Source organism: Chryseobacterium sp. Tr-659 (genome assembly GCF_011752975.1).
Taxonomy (GTDB): Bacteria; Bacteroidota; Bacteroidia; order Flavobacteriales; family Weeksellaceae; genus Chryseobacterium.
The window spans coordinates 415,297-430,895 of sequence record NZ_VWWP01000001.1; the positions used below are offsets into that span (position 1 = coordinate 415,297).

11 protein-coding genes and 1 tRNA gene are annotated in these 15,599 nt (G+C 38.0%); 4 read left to right on the top strand and 8 right to left on the bottom strand.

The features are described 5' to 3' along the window. Positions 1–121: 121 nt before the first annotated feature. Together murA and F3J23_RS01775 are read right to left on the bottom strand one after the other, a co-directional pair. On the bottom strand, positions 122–1,429 hold the full coding sequence (gene murA / locus F3J23_RS01770) for a UDP-N-acetylglucosamine 1-carboxyvinyltransferase (protein ID WP_167023183.1): 1,308 nt from the start codon (positions 1,427–1,429) through the stop codon (positions 122–124). After that, positions 1,429–2,094, bottom strand: a complete 666-nt coding sequence (locus F3J23_RS01775) for a DUF4290 domain-containing protein (protein WP_167023185.1) — start codon at positions 2,092–2,094, stop codon at positions 1,429–1,431. Before F3J23_RS01775 ends, murA begins: the two co-directional genes overlap by 1 nt. Before the next feature lie 187 nt (positions 2,095–2,281). Between F3J23_RS01775 and F3J23_RS01780 the strand changes: the two genes are divergently transcribed. Then, positions 2,282–3,715, top strand: a complete 1,434-nt coding sequence (locus tag F3J23_RS01780; protein WP_167023188.1) for an alpha-amylase — start codon at positions 2,282–2,284, stop codon at positions 3,713–3,715. A 167-nt stretch (positions 3,716–3,882) separates the two neighbouring features. Here the strand turns inward: F3J23_RS01780 and F3J23_RS01785 are convergent, their stop codons facing one another. Further along, positions 3,883–4,293: a thiol-disulfide oxidoreductase DCC family protein gene (locus F3J23_RS01785; RefSeq protein ID WP_167023190.1), complete on the bottom strand. Its 411-nt coding sequence runs from the start codon at positions 4,291–4,293 to the stop codon at positions 3,883–3,885. Between the two features lie 4 nt (positions 4,294–4,297). Beyond that, positions 4,298–4,765, bottom strand: a complete 468-nt coding sequence (locus F3J23_RS01790) for a heme-binding domain-containing protein (RefSeq protein ID WP_167023193.1) — start codon at positions 4,763–4,765, stop codon at positions 4,298–4,300. A 457-nt stretch (positions 4,766–5,222) separates the two neighbouring features. On the opposite strand from F3J23_RS01790, the gene katG reads away from it, so the two are divergent. Beyond that, positions 5,223–7,502 carry a catalase/peroxidase HPI gene (katG, locus tag F3J23_RS01795; RefSeq protein WP_167023195.1) on the top strand — a complete coding sequence of 760 codons (2,280 nt, stop codon included), beginning with the start codon at positions 5,223–5,225 and terminating at the stop codon, positions 7,500–7,502. Between the two features lie 117 nt (positions 7,503–7,619). On the opposite strand, the gene F3J23_RS01800 is transcribed toward katG, so the two are convergent. Then, positions 7,620–7,693: transfer RNA gene (locus tag F3J23_RS01800), tRNA-Gln, on the bottom strand. Positions 7,694–8,058: 365 nt separating this feature from the next. Here F3J23_RS01800 and der point away from each other — a divergent pair. Next, positions 8,059–9,369 carry a ribosome biogenesis GTPase Der gene (gene der, locus F3J23_RS01805; protein ID WP_167023198.1) on the top strand — a complete coding sequence of 437 codons (1,311 nt, stop codon included), beginning with the start codon at positions 8,059–8,061 and terminating at the stop codon, positions 9,367–9,369. A 110-nt stretch (positions 9,370–9,479) separates the two neighbouring features. Here der and F3J23_RS01810 read toward each other — a convergent pair whose 3' ends face one another. Both F3J23_RS01810 and F3J23_RS01815 read right to left on the bottom strand, forming a co-directional pair. Next, a complete protein-coding gene (locus F3J23_RS01810) occupies positions 9,480–9,962 on the bottom strand; it encodes a GNAT family N-acetyltransferase (RefSeq protein WP_167023201.1) in 483 nt (160 codons plus the stop codon). An 18-nt stretch (positions 9,963–9,980) separates the two neighbouring features. Continuing rightward, positions 9,981–13,901: a Pls/PosA family non-ribosomal peptide synthetase gene (locus F3J23_RS01815; RefSeq protein WP_167023203.1), complete on the bottom strand. Its 3,921-nt coding sequence runs from the start codon at positions 13,899–13,901 to the stop codon at positions 9,981–9,983. A 146-nt stretch (positions 13,902–14,047) separates the two neighbouring features. On the opposite strand from F3J23_RS01815, the gene upp reads away from it, so the two are divergent. Then, positions 14,048–14,698 carry a uracil phosphoribosyltransferase gene (upp, locus tag F3J23_RS01820; protein WP_167023206.1) on the top strand — a complete coding sequence of 217 codons (651 nt, stop codon included), beginning with the start codon at positions 14,048–14,050 and terminating at the stop codon, positions 14,696–14,698. 1 nt (position 14,699) lies between these two features. On the opposite strand, the gene F3J23_RS01825 is transcribed toward upp, so the two are convergent. After that, on the bottom strand, positions 14,700–15,386 hold the full coding sequence (locus tag F3J23_RS01825; protein ID WP_167023209.1) for an alpha/beta fold hydrolase: 687 nt from the start codon (positions 15,384–15,386) through the stop codon (positions 14,700–14,702). Positions 15,387–15,599: the final 213 nt, after the last annotated feature.

Sequence of the window (15,599 nt, forward strand, 5' to 3'; positions counted from 1 at the left end):
TTCGATGTGTGATGATTGTCCTCCTCATGGAGGGTAGCGGAAATTCAAAGAATTTTTGATGAGGGTGGTTAAAAAAAACGTTCAGACTACTCTGAACGTTTTCATATTAAATAAAATAATTTTAAATTCTTTCGATATCAGCACCAATAGCTTTCAATCTTCCGTCAATATTCTCATATCCTCTGTCAATCTGTTCGATGTTGTGGATAATAGATTTTCCTTCAGCAGACAGTGCAGCAATAAGAAGTGCATTTCCGGCTCTGATATCCGGAGAAACCATGGTAGTTCCTCTTAACGGAGTTTCCTGGTTCAATCCGATTACCGTTGCTCTGTGTGGATCACAAAGAATGATCTGCGCACCCATATCAATTAATTTGTCTACAAAGAATAATCTGGATTCAAACATCTTCTGATGAACCAGAATACTTCCTTTTGCCTGAGTGGCAACCACAAGAATAATTGATAACAGGTCCGGGGTAAATCCGGGCCATGGAGCATCCGAAATCGTAAGGATGGATCCGTCAATAAATTTCTGAATTTTATAATGTTCCTGAGCCGGAATATAAATATCATCACCACTTTGTTCAAGCTGAATTCCCAGTTTTCTGAAAGTGTTCGGGATAACGCCTAACTGATTCCAGTTCACATTTTTGATGGTAATTTCAGATTTTGTCATAGCGGCAAGGCCTATCCATGATCCGATCTCTACCATATCAGGAAGCATGGTGTGCTCAGTTCCTCTCAGGTAATCAACTCCTTCAATGGTAAGAAGGTTAGATCCGATTCCTGAGATATTGGCACCCATTCTATTCAGCATTTTACACAATTGCTGAAGATAAGGCTCACATGCAGCGTTGTAGATTCTTGTTTTTCCTTTGGCTAATGCAGCTGCCATTACGATATTGGCAGTTCCTGTTACGGAAGCTTCTTCCAGCAGAATGAATTTTCCTCTTAATTCCTTAGCCTTTAAAGAATAAAAATATTCTTCTTCATCATAGTTGAATTCAGCACCAAGTTCAACCAATCCCTGGAAGTGGGTATCCAATCGTCTTCTTCCGATCTTGTCTCCACCCGGAGTCGGCATATAAGCTTCTCCGTAACGGGCAAGCATTGGCCCCATCAGCATAATAGATCCGCGTAATTTCGCTCCGTCTTTTTTGAATTCGTTGGATTTTATATAATCGAAATTGACCTGATCTGCCTTGAAGGTATAGTCTCCCTGTCCGTTTTTAGTAACTTTTACACCAAAATCTCCCAAAATTTCAATCAGTCTGTTTACATCATGAATATCCGGGATATTTTTGATTCTTACCTCTTCATCAGTCAGAAGAACAGCACATAAAATCTGTAGAGCCTCATTTTTGGCTCCTTGTGGAGTTATTTCACCCTGCAGTCTTTTTCCTCCTCTTATTTGAAATGTTCCACTCATTATTTCCTGTTTTTATGATTGTTATTATGCCTTCTTTTGTTGGGCTGGTTTTTATTATTATTGCTGTTGTTATTTCTATTATTGTTACTGTTATTGTTTCGGTTATTATTATTACTGTAATAGATTTTACTTTTTTCAAGAGAATCAATTCCGGTAAGGTCTAACCTGTTTTCAGACAGTTCTTTCAGGTGTCGGAAAATTACATCATCCGTCACATGTTCTTTATTATAAACATTATAAGACTTCTTCATATTATTGGCAATTACTTCAATAAGAGCTTCCTTTTCGTCGCCTGTTTGCAGTTCAATTGCTTTTTCTATTAATTGAAGAATACTTTTTCCGTAAAATTTAAAATCACCTTGCAGTTTAGGGTATTCCATCTTTTTAGGCTTTTCTGCCAATTGTTCTCTGGTTGGAAACGGATAAGGAGATTCTACATCCAGATCGTAATTTGCCAGAATAAAAAGATGATCCCAAAGTTTATGTTTATAATTTTCTTCGTCGCGAAGTTGTGGGTTTCTCTGACCCATAAAATCGATGATTGCCATAGCCATTTCATTCCTTTCCTCTTTGGTAGGAAGTTCTTTGCAGCGCTCAACCAACTGTTGTATAATTCTGCCGTATTCCGGCATATGAAGCTGAGTTTTTTGGGTATTGTATTCCATAGTATGCAAATATATGGATTAAAAGAAAAATTGTTTCGAGAATATTAAAAATTTATGATTTTTTAATGAAAATTTCAAATCAGTTTCCTAATGATTTATTGTTGAAAATTAAAATATTTCCCGTTAAATTGAATTTGTTTTTAATAAAATTGTAACTTGGTTATTAGATTGATAATTAATTATTACGATGAAAAAAACATATTTTTTCCTTTCTTTACTGGCTTTAGCTGCAGCTAATTCATGTCAGAATAATGATGAATTAAATATGGAACCTTCCAAAAAGGAAGAAGTACATAACAAAACTGTAAATGTTACCCAACATGACGGCCGGCCTTTCAGTACAGGAAGCGGATCTGCACAAGGAAAATTTGTTGCCGGTCCTGGAGGTGGAGTCCTCATGCAGGGCTTTTACTGGGATGTCCCCGATGGTGGGAACTGGTGGAATACAGTAAAAGGTAAAGTAACCGACTGGTCAAACGCAGGAATTGGTGCCATATGGCTTCCACCGGCTTCAAAGGCACAGAACGGAGCCTATTCCATGGGGTATGATCCTACAGATTATTATGATTTTGGAGATTTCAACCAGAACGGAAGCGTAGAAACCCGTTTCGGATCAAGAGCAGAGCTGGAAGCATTAATAACAAAAGCTCATGCTGAAAACATGCAGGTATATGCAGATATTGTAATTAATCACAATAGTGGCGGACAGTCTGAAGCTAATCCTTACACAGGTACAAATACATGGACTAATTTTTCAGGTATAGCTTCCGGTAAATTTAAGAGAAGTTACAATGATTTTTATAAAAATGCATATGGAAATAATGATGAAGGTGCTTTTGGCGGATTTCCGGATCTTTGCCACGCTAATCCTTATGTACAGGACTGGCTTTGGGGAAGAGACGATTCTGTAGCAAAATACTATAAGAATGTGATGAAATTTGACGGCTGGAGATTTGATTATGTTAAAGGTTTCGGGCCATGGGTTGTCAATACATGGAATTCTAAAGTAGGAGGATTTTCCGTTGGTGAATTATGGGATTCTAATGTAAATACACTGGAATCGTGGGCGAATAATGCCAACAGTTCCGTATTTGATTTTGCTGCATACTATAAAATGGATGAAGCTTTCGATAACGGAAATCTGAATGCTTTGAATGATGATATGATGTGGAAAAGGAATCCGTACAAAGCCGTTACTTTTGTAGCTAATCATGATACGGATATCATCTATAACAAAATGCCCGCATATGCTTACATTTTAACACATGAAGGATATCCTACCATTTTTTACAGAGATTATGAAGAATGGCTGAATAAAGAAAGACTGAACAATCTGATATGGATCCATAATAATAAAGCGACTGGAAACACTTCTATTTTATATACCGATAATGACGAATATATTGCAAGACGTAATGGTTACAATGGAAATCCCGGGCTGGTTGTTTATATCAACACTTCATCAAACTGGCAGGAAAGATGGGTAGAAACCAACTGGAGCAGTCAGCAGATCAAAGATTTTACGGGTAATTCAACCTGGTATCCTACAACACAGGGAGACAAATGGGTGAAGATCCAGTGTCCTCCGAATTCTTATTCTGTGTGGTCGCTTAATTTATAAATAATAATGCCTGCATGAAAATTAGTCTTTAGTACTCATTTCAGCTTGCCTTATTTGTATACTCAGTTTATCGTTCCGTAGGAATTCTGTACAACCTATGATTCAATATCATGTTGCAAGGAATTCTTACGGAATGATATTTTATATGAATCTGTTTTAAAAAAAAATTACACCTGAATAAATTTTTTCTTCTGATGCTGGTCCGGTAAATAGCATTTCTGATTGGCCAGTTTCATTCTGTTTCTGGAAATAGTATCGTAAATTTTATCACTTAGAAATTTGGGCAGAATTTTTCCAACAACGGAAATTTTATAAAATCCACCTAATAAGTTGGCAATTTCCAGCACAGCCCTTGATTTGATCTGATAATACCGTCCGGGTTTCCAAAGGTACATCGTATTGAATTCTTTTGTTTCCAGTCCTCTTTCAGATAAAAACTGCTGTCCGAAGTCTGACTGAAGGGAAGCAAACATGAATTTGTCTTTTTTATCCCTTTCCAGAATCCATTGTACCCAGAAATTGCAGACTCCGCAATCCCCGTCAAAAAATACAATATGTTTATTTTTCCAGCTTTCCACAACTTTATTTATTAAACATGATCCCTCTTTCCGTGTCTTCTTTTATCTTTTTGAAGTATTGAACAAGTTCTGCACGCTGTTCATCAGATAGTTTTGCATCCTGATGCCCCAGGTAATAAGATTCTAAGGGCATTTCCTGTTTTTCAACCATTTCAATACTTTCTTTCAGCTTATGAATCTGTCTTTGAGGTTCATATACTGCAAAGGTAGAAAAATTCAAGTGTTTTCTTCCTTCATTAATATGATTTTTTACAAACCAAGAAGCCGGAGAAATATTGGCATACCAGGGATAAGTCGTTTCATTGGAGTGGCAGTCATAACAGGATGTTCTGATGATACGGCTTATTTTTTCCGGAGTATTTTTAATCTTCAGAAAGTCCATACCCGGAGTGGGAGGCGGGTTCGTTTTATCAATCGGAAAAAACTGAATGATGACGAATGCTACAAGAATGACAACAATTATTTTTTTCATAAGATTGAATATTCATGTTTGATGAAATATAAAGGTAGTTAATTTATTTTTAGTGAGATAAAGCCGGAAGCTGGGTGAAGGATGCTGGAAGTATTTTTCAGAAGTTCTGAAAATAATATTTTTTTAGTTTTTATTCATACTAATCAGATATTTTTCAGGGATCATAAAACTTCCGGCATCCAGTATCCAGCTTTCTTTCCCCTTAAACTCTTACGTTGAGTTATTCTAAATTGAGGTATATGTCATTGTTTTTAATTTATTTAAGATGAAAAATGACTAACTTAATACCACAATTATGTCCTAGCTTACAAACTGTCCGAAATATTTATTTATAGTTTTTAACTATCGTTGAAATAAAAATTAATAGATTGTATTTATTGAATAAACGTTGTAGGTTTGTCATATTCTTACAATAAAGAATTTAGAACTGTATTAATCAATAATAAAATAAACGACAATGGAAAAAGATTTGAATGACATCAGTAAATGCCCGTTTCATAACGGAACAATGAAGAAGAGTGTAGCAGGTGGAGGAACCCAGAATTCTGATTGGTGGCCGGATCAGCTCAGAGTAGATCTTCTGCGCCAGCATTCTTCCCTTTCTGATCCTATGGATAAGGATTTTGATTATGCCAAAGCATTTGAAAGCCTTGATCTGGAGGCTGTAAAAAACGACCTTCATGCATTAATGACTGATTCTCAGGATTGGTGGCCGGCAGATTTCGGGCATTATGGACCTTTGTTTATCCGTATGGCCTGGCACAGCGCCGGAACTTATCGTGTAGGAGACGGAAGAGGAGGAGCCGGAGCCGGGCAGCAGCGTTTTGCACCACTGAACAGCTGGCCGGATAACGTAAGTCTTGATAAAGCCAGAAGGCTATTATGGCCAATCAAGCAAAAATATGGTAGAAATATATCCTGGGCAGACCTTTTGATCCTTACAGGAAACATAGCGCTTGAATCCATGGGCTTTAAAACATTTGGATTTGCCGGAGGGCGTGCCGATGTTTGGGAACCGGATTCTGATGTATATTGGGGATCTGAAAAAACATGGCTCGGAGGTGATTTGCGCTATGCTCACGGTTCAGAAGGTGTTGTAGAAGGACATTCAGCAGTTCTTCCTACAGATGATAAGGCAGATGGTGATATTCATTCCAGAAATCTTGAGAATCCATTGGCAGCGGTACAGATGGGATTAATTTATGTGAATCCTGAAGGTCCGGACGGAAATCCTGATCCGATTGCTGCCGCTAAAGATATTCGTGATACTTTCGGGCGTATGGCGATGAATGATGAAGAAACGGTTGCTTTGATCGCCGGAGGACATACTTTCGGTAAAACACACGGAGCAGGTCCGGCAGACCATGTAGGTAAAGAACCTGAAGGAGCCGGAATTGAACAACAGGGACTTGGATGGGCAAGTACATATAAATCAGGAAGCGGAAGAGATGCTATTTCCAGTGGTCTGGAAGTAACCTGGACGGAAACCCCTACGCAATGGAGTAATTACTTCTTTAAAAATCTTTTTGAAAATGAATGGGAATTGACAAAAAGCCCTGCCGGAGCTCACCAATGGGTAGCAAAGGATGGAGCAGATATTATTCCTGACGCATTTGATTCTTCTAAAAAGCATAAACCAACAATGCTTACCACAGATCTTTCATTGAGACTGGATCCTGTCTACGAAAAAATTTCAAGACATTTTTATGAAAACCCTGATGCGTTTGCTGATGCATTCGCAAGAGCATGGTTTAAATTAACACACAGAGATATGGGACCGCGCGTCCGTTATTTAGGACCAGACGTGCCACAGGAAGAACTGATCTGGCAAGATCCTATCCCTGAAGTAAATCACGAACTGGTTGATAACAATGATGTGGAAACGTTGAAATCAAAAATTTTACATTCAGGATTGAGCAATTCTGAACTGATATCTACAGCATGGGCTTCTGCTTCTACGTTCAGAGGAAGTGATAAACGTGGAGGAGCCAACGGAGCCAGAATAAGACTGGAGCCTCAGAAAAACTGGGAAGTGAATAATCCTGGGCAGTTACAAAAGGTATTGAATGTGCTGGAAGGAATTCAACAGGAGTTCAATAGCTCTCAAAATGGAGGTAAAAAAATATCATTAGCCGATCTTATTGTTTTAGCAGGAAATGCCGCAGTGGAAGCTGCTGCAAAAAATGCAGGACATGAGGTGAAGATTTCTTTTGCCCCAGGAAGAATGGATGCTTCTCAGGAACAGACCGATGTAGAATCTATGGGATACCTTGAACCCATTGCAGATGGATTCCGTAACTATCTGAAAAGAAGATTTACAGTGTCTACTGAATCTTTATTGATTGACAAAGCTCAGTTGTTAACACTTACAGCCCCTGAATTAACCGTACTGATAGGAGGAATGCGTGCTTTGGATACTAACTTTGACGGTTCAAAACATGGTGTATTCACCAGTCGCCCGGGAGCACTTACCAATGATTTCTTTGTGAATCTTCTGGATATGGGAACACAGTGGAAAGCAATGTCGGATGACAGAGAATTATATATGGGAACAGACCGTTCAACAGGTCAGCCAAAATGGACCGCGACACGTGCTGATCTTGTTTTCGGATCTAATTCTGAATTGAGAGCAATTGCTGAGGTATATGGAAGCGCCGATGCACAAGGAAAATTTGTAAATGATTTTGTCGCAGCGTGGACGAAAGTGATGAACCTGGATAGGTTTGATCTGAATTAATAAATAAAATGAAAATAGAGAAGGCAGCATTTATGGCTGCCTTTTTTTATGCCTTGTCCTAAAATAAGTCGACTTTATGTGATGGGATAAAAAAAACCACCCTTAAAAAAGGATGGTTGGTAGACTCACAGGGATTCGAACCCCAGATGACTGAACCAAAATCAGTAGTGTTACCGCTACACCATGAGTCTGTTTTTGATGCTGCGAAATTATAGAATTTATTTTAAATATGAAAATATAAATTAAAGATTAGTTAACATAATAGGATGGTGAACGGCTTTACTTATTGATATCCAAATAATTATTTTTCAATAAAAATTTAAAAAAAAATCTGCTTCTACCCATAAACAGTAGATTTGTGGATATTATCTGTTCAATTTGAAAAGTAAGGTTTACGTTAATTTATCCGATGGATAATAACATACCGTCTCCTTCTCCCAGCTTTCATCTGTTAAATAATAAAACCTTATCTTTGCAAAAAAATTGGGCTCCAAAAGTTGGAGTAACCCATTAATAACATTTCCTGAGCATAGCAAAGGATTATTAAACATTTTTTATGTCAAATATTGTCGCAATCGTTGGACGTCCCAACGTAGGAAAATCCACGCTTTTTAATCGTTTATTAGAAAGAAGAGAAGCTATTGTAGATTCTACAGCTGGTGTTACCAGAGACCGTCATTACGGAAAATCTGACTGGAACGGGGTAGACTTTACGGTAATTGATACCGGAGGATATGATGTAGGTACAGATGATATCTTTGAAGAAGAAATCCGTAAACAGGTACAATTAGCAGTAGATGAGGCTACTTCTATCATCTTTATGATGAACGTAGAAGAAGGACTTACCGATACAGACTACGAAATTTACAGATTACTAAGAAGATCCAATAAACCAATTTACATCGTTGTCAATAAAGTAGATTCTGCAAAAGAAGAGCTTCCTGCAACGGAGTTCTATCAGTTAGGAATTGAAAAATACTACACTCTTTCTTCTGCAACAGGTTCCGGAACCGGTGATCTGTTAGATGATATCGTGAAAGATTTCCCTACTACAGAATATAAAGATCCATTTGAAGGGCTGCCTAAGATCACTATTGCAGGCCGTCCGAATGTAGGAAAGTCTACAATGACGAATGCTCTGTTGGATGTTGAAAGAAATATTGTAACTGATATTGCTGGAACTACAAGAGACAGTATTCAGACATTATATAACAAATTCGGACATGAATTTGTATTGGTAGATACCGCCGGGATGAGAAGAAAATCTAAGGTAAATGAAGACCTTGAATTTTATTCCGTAATGAGGTCTATCCGTTCTATTGAGTATTCTGATGTTGTGATCATCATGGTAGATGCTACACAAGGTTGGGAATCTCAGGATATGAATATTTTCGGACTGGCACAGAAAAACAGAAAAGGAATTGTAATTCTTGTCAACAAGTGGGATTTGATTGAAGATAAGCAGACCAACACAATGCGTGATTTCGAAAAATCCATTAAAGATAAAATTGGTCAGTTTCAGGATATTCCAATCTTATTTGTTTCCGCATTAACGAAACAGAGAATCTTAAAAGCTGTAGAAGTAGCAATGGAGGTTTATGAAGATCGTAAAAAGAAGATTAAAACTTCAAAACTGAATGAAGTAATGCTTCCGATCTTTGAAAATACACCACCGCCTGCGTTGAAAGGGAAATATATCAAGATCAAGTATTGTGTTCAGCTTCCTACACCATCACCACAGTTTGTATTTTTCTGCAACCTGCCGCAATACGTGAAGGAGCCATATAAGAGATTTACTGAAAACCAGCTGAGAAAAGAATTCGGGTTTACCGGAGTTCCGATCGAAGTATATTTCAGACAAAAATAGAAGAACAGTGTTCAAAGAAAATCCGGAAAGCTTGCTTTCCGGATTTTTAATTTAAATGCTATCAGTATCGATATTCAATACTGTCAAAAATTCTTGCATAGATAATTTAACTACATCCACTTCTCGTAAACAAGTCGCACAGGCTGGTATCCCTGTGAAGCTAACCAGCGCTGCATAATATCATTATTACAAAGCGTATAACGGTAGATCTTCCGTATCTTATAATCTGCATAAGATTCTTCAAATGCTTTGTTTAAAGCTGTATAAATGCCATGTTTTCTGTATTCCTTTTTAACATATCCTTCAGAAACGTAGAGGTCATCTTCATCTCCAAGTTCAAAATTACTGTCATCCTTTTCATCAATGTATCCGAATAAAAAACCTATGGCTTTTCCGTCAATTTCAGCAATAAGAAAACGCCCGTCATTTTCTTCTTCACACTCTGACATAAAACGAAGATAATTTTCTTTTATCTGGCTCCACTCGGCGGTTTTATCATTCATTTCTTTTTCCGAAACATGAAGCTCACCTACAAGCTCATCTACAATAGGGAGATGTTCAGTTATTTTTATTTTTCTGATGGAATAATTCATAATAATCTTTTTGTTTTATCATTTTCCTCTCAACGGACTTCCATACCATGATGTGTTGTCTGAAAGAACTTCTCCTTTCATAACCAGCGAAAGCGGATCAATATTAACATTGCTGCCAATTTCACTATCATATAAAATGATGGTTCTTGAATTGATGGTCGTCTGCTTTCCTATTTTTACACTCCCGATTTTCATAATTCGGTCTTCAAAAAGATGGGTTTGAGGGCCGCAGTCTTCATTCAGCATCGTTTCATCTCCAATTGAAACCATATCAAATTCTGTAATATCGGTGGTGTTAAGCCATACTTTTTTCCCGATTTTAACACCTAGAAATCTCATAAAAAACGGAAGCCAGAATGTTCCGCGAAGGAAATCAAGGAAAAACTGTACCGGAAGTGCCTCATAAATAGTGGTGATACCTTCGCTCAGCCATACTTTAATACTGTACATCGGCATTTCTGTTTTCTTATATTTTCCGACAAATGTCCACTTGAGCAGTACAGTAAAGAAAAAAGAAGGTAAAGCAACAATTCCCAGGTAATAAAACGGAGAAAGTAATAGGAGATAAAGAATGTTTCCCTCAAGATACGTGCTTGTGTAGGCTATAAATAATACACTGCATATAATGACCACAGTCTGTGGAAGAATAATTCTGATCCCTTCTACAATAGCTCTTGCCAGCTTAAGTTGGAATGGAGGATTGTATGTAAGATTATCCTGGAATACCTCAGATTTCTGTCTGGATGGAAGTCCGATTGGTGGAGATCCGAACCAGTCTTTTTCAGTGGAATTCTTCAGTTGTTCTTCAGTCGGAGCTTTACTCAATACGCCGATCAGCATATTGTTTCCTAATTCATATCCCTGCGGAATAAGTCCGCTGTTTCCTACAAAACTGTTATTTCCGATGGTGGTTTTGGATAAAATTAGTTTTTCGTTTCTTACATCATGCTCCCCGAGAATAACAGCATCGGCAATAAATGATCCTTCACCAATTTCTAAAAGATGATGTGAAACATCGCTGGCTGTCGATATTTCCGAGTTTTTTCCCACTTTTGCACCCATCATTCTGTAAAATTTACTGATATAAATAGAAGCAAAAAGAGGATGTACAATAATAAGTGATAAATTAAAAATCTGATCCTTTATCCATTTTTTATAATACATAAAACTATACACCGGATAAATGCCGGGCTTCATATTGTATTGCAGAATTCTGGTCAGTATGCTTACTACTCCTATAAATAATAAAATGTAAACCGTGGAAAGTATTGGCGCCTGCCACAGGTAGTAAAAATTATAATCCGCAGAACGGTCATCCAGATAATAGAGTGTATAAAGGGTAGGAGCTAAAGGTAGTACGATAAGCAATGGAAAGAAAAATAAGGAACATGCATACAATAATGCAAATCTGTTTCTTTTTCGTGCCGAAGCCAATTTGGGAGCTGTAACTTCTTCACCGGTTTTAGTTCTTACTTTTTCCGCAGGGCTGCCATTCCAGACTTCCCCGAACCCGATTTTCCCTCCTTCGTTAAGGCAGCTTAAATCCTGAAGCTCTCCGAATTCTTCAATCACCGTATCACCGCATACGATTACGGAAGATCCCAGATAAGCATGTGCTTTGATATGGACCTTTCTTATTCTTAAAATACCGTTTTCAACAGAAGCATTGTCAATACTGCATCCCGAACTAGTGTTTACATTTTCATCAATAGTAACAAGATCCTCAGCGGCAATGGGTAATAAACTCAGTTGAGCGCTTGGATGAACTTTTACACCAAGTAACTTTAAATATTTCGGATATAAAGGTGTTTCTACAATAAATTCAGAAGGCATTAGTCTTTTAATCGTTTTCCAGAGCCACCATCTGAAATAATACCAGCCCCAGAGCGGATAGTCACCTTCTTTTATTTTTCCGATCACCAGCCATTTCGTCAGAACAATGATGGTAGAATATACCGGCGGGATCAGAGTATAAAGTAAAAAGGCGCTTAATAATGCATAATGCAGTCCATACCCGTTAAGCTGAAAATAATAATAACTTAAATAAGGGAAAAATATCTGAATACTTAATAAAGCAAATACAACCAATAAGCTGATGGTCTGGGCAATATTGCAGGCAATATACTGTAATGTTGAAACCCGGTGAAAAGGTTCCTGGTGGGTTGTTGTCTGATTCTGCTTGTTTTTAAGGCACTCCAAATAAGCGGAAAGCGGACGGTTCTCATAAATTTCCTTTAATGATGCCGTTTGAATTCCTGCTTCTTTACGGAGGTGTGAAACCAGAGTAGCAGCCAATAAAGAATGTCCTCCAAGATCCGTAAAGAAATCCTGAGTCAGGTTGATTTCTTTTCCCGGAAATACCCATTTCAAAGTTTGAAGAAGTTTTTCTTCTACAGGAGCGTTGGGATCAATATTGATATCCTCATTTTTCTCATGAGTGGTGAAGTTTTCCGGGATTGGAAGACGTTTTCTGTCGATTTTGCCACTTGGCATCCTCGGCATTTCTTTCATTTGTATAATCGAAATCGGGACCATGTAGGGAGCTAGAAATTTAGCAAGTTCTTTGCGCATTTCATTTTCGTTGAATGAAGAATCATTGCTCATTACAACGTATCCTACAAGTTGCCCCTGCTCGTTGGAATCCTCTTTTACAGCTACTGCTGCTGAAGAAACATCATCAAGCTGGTTAAGGCGGGTTTCAATCTCGCCGAGCTCTATTCGGTAGCCGCGTAATTTAATCTGGTCATCAATTCTTCCCTGGAATTCGATGAATCCGTCCTCGCGGATGATAACGGCATCCCCGGTTTTGTAAATGGTGTCTCCGGGTAATTCAGGAAATGGATTAGGTAAAAACTTTTGCTCAGTAAGCTCAGGAAGATTAAAATATCCATTGCTTACTCCAGGCCCGGAAATAATCATTTCTCCCCGTTCTCCCCGCGGAAGAATATTCATGTTTTCATCAATTATGGCAACGTGATAATTCGGAAGAGGAGGTCCTATGGTAAGCTCCTGTTCATTATTCAGTATGGCCATATTGGAAGATACTGTTGTTTCCGTTGGCCCATAACTGTTAATAAATATTCTGTAAGGTTTTGCCCATTTTTCCTGTACCTGTTTAGTACATGCTTCACCACCGGTATTAATGAACCTGATGGTGGGAACTTCATCAATAATCGCCAGAATACTTGGGACGGCGTGAAGTACAGTAATTTTGTTTTTTGTTAAAACATCACTCAGCTCGTCTATTGCTTTTACAGTTGTAGCATCAGCAATCCACAAGGTAGCTCCTGCGAAAAGACTGATCCATACTTCTTCGCACCACATGTCAAAAGAAACCGAAAATCCCTGATAAACAGTGTCTGAATCTTTAATCCCGATAAAATCCTGTTCAGAGCGGATCAGGTGACAGATATTTCGGTGGGAAATAGGAATACCTTTTGGGTTTCCCGTGCTGCCGGAAGTGAATAATACATAGGCCCAGTTATCCGGAGTGTAATTTACTTCAGGAGCAGAAACTGTATGTTGTGGCTGGGGTGCAATTGCAATAGGTTTACAGTGGATGTCTGCATCCGTATCAGAAAAATATGTTTTGACATTGATGTCTGTAAAGACTTTTTTTATTCTGTCCTCCGGCATTTCACGATCTAACGGGATGTAGGCTGCACCAGCCTTCAGAATTCCGAGGATGGCGACTGGAAGTTCAAGACTTCTTGGGTACCATACACCTACGCGATCGCCGGGCTGTACACCCTGATCCTGCAGTTGCCGCGCAATAGTATTACTCCAGCTGTCTAATTCAGCATAGGTTATTTTTTTATCTTTAAATATAAAGGCTGTTTTGTCTTTATATTTCTCAAAGGTGGGAACCAATAATTCAGGCAGAGTTTCATCTCTGATAAACTCCGGACTGATCTTTCCTAAAATCAGGCTTTTCATCATTAAAAAATTACAATATAAGGTACGGGGAATATTTTCTTAAATATACTTTATTTCTGTACATCCCCAATCATGCAATTCGTTTTTTAGTTGTAATTTTGCAGGAATTAATATCAATTAACTGAAATTAAAAAAAATATAAAATTTTCATGCTTACTATTTTATCTCAAAACTTTTCCCTAGTCAATGAATGGATTAACGAACTCAGAAACGTTGAAGTTCAGCATGACCGGATGAGATTCCGAAGAAATATGGAAAGAATCGGAGAAATTGCAGCTTTTGAAATCAGTAAAGGTTTGGAGTACAGAGAGGTTGAAATCCAGACTCCTCTGGATACAATAAAAAGCAGGGAAATTGCTGTGCAGCCGGTTATTACAACAATTTTAAGAGCGGGAGTTCCATTATTTGAAGGAATCCTGAATTATCTGGACAGAGCAGACTGCGGTTTTGTTGCTGCCTACAGAAAACATGATGCCAACGATTATTTTTCGATCAAACAGGATTACCTTACCTGCCCGAGTATTGAAGGGAGACCTTTGATTGTAGCAGATCCGATGCTGGCAACGGGAGCTTCCCTGATTGAAGCAATCAAAGACTTGTTAACAAACGGAAACCCAACACAGCTTCATATTGTGGCAGCAATTGCTTCAAGACAGGGTGTTGAAACCGTTCAGAATGCATATCCTGATGCACATATCTGGGTAGGAGCTATTGATGAACATTTAACATCCAAAGGTTATATCACTCCCGGATTGGGAGATGCCGGAGATTTAAGCTACGGAGAAAAACTTCAGAGATAATTTAAGAAAGATTCCAGTAATCTTTAATTAAACTCAACAATAAACTTGGTCGTACCTTTTCCATTGGATGTTTTGTATCCGGAAGGACGGCCAATTTTGCATTAGGCAGGTTTCTGTGAACACGTATGCTTTCTTCAGTGGTCACCATGTTGTCCTTATCACCAACCATGATCTGAACGGGAGTATGAATGGAGTTCCAGTTGTTTTCCAACGGTGGATTTTTACCCAAACCAATCATTAAATCAGCAATAGCAGGCAGTAGTAATTTCCATTTTGTTCCGTGTTGGGATTCCAGAAGCTGGGCATATTGGGGAACTTTTTCCAGGATTACATCTGGATTAAGCATCTTACTTTCTTTTAAGGCCTGTTCTTCGGTCCAGTCAAATTTTGTTCCCAAAGTGATGATGGAATTGATATTTTCAGGAGTTTTCATTGCATAACACAGCGCCACGTAACCTCCCATACTATGCCCGAAAATGGATACATCTGTCAAATTATTTTCTTTACAGTAATCAGATAATTCCTGAGTGTATTTTTCAATACTGATGCCGTCTGCGGGAAGGCTTTGATCTCCATGTCCTGAAAATAAAGGGGTGTGGATGGTAAAGTGTTGAGATAATGTATGGAGGTAAGGTTTAAAAATATCACTGTGGCCTAAGGCTCCATGTAGTAAAATCAGATTGGACATAGCTGTTTAGTTTTCCGGAAAATTAGGGAAAAGAATTGGATGATAAAAATACAGATGAACTTCTTATGGGTGATTGAAGATTTTCTGTTGAAAATGAATAGGATATCAATATTCAAATTTAATGGTGAGTGAATATGATCTTTTGCCTTTTGCAATAAGTGTTTATTTCGTTTTTATTTGTATTTTGATTATTTTGTTGATTTATTTTTAATC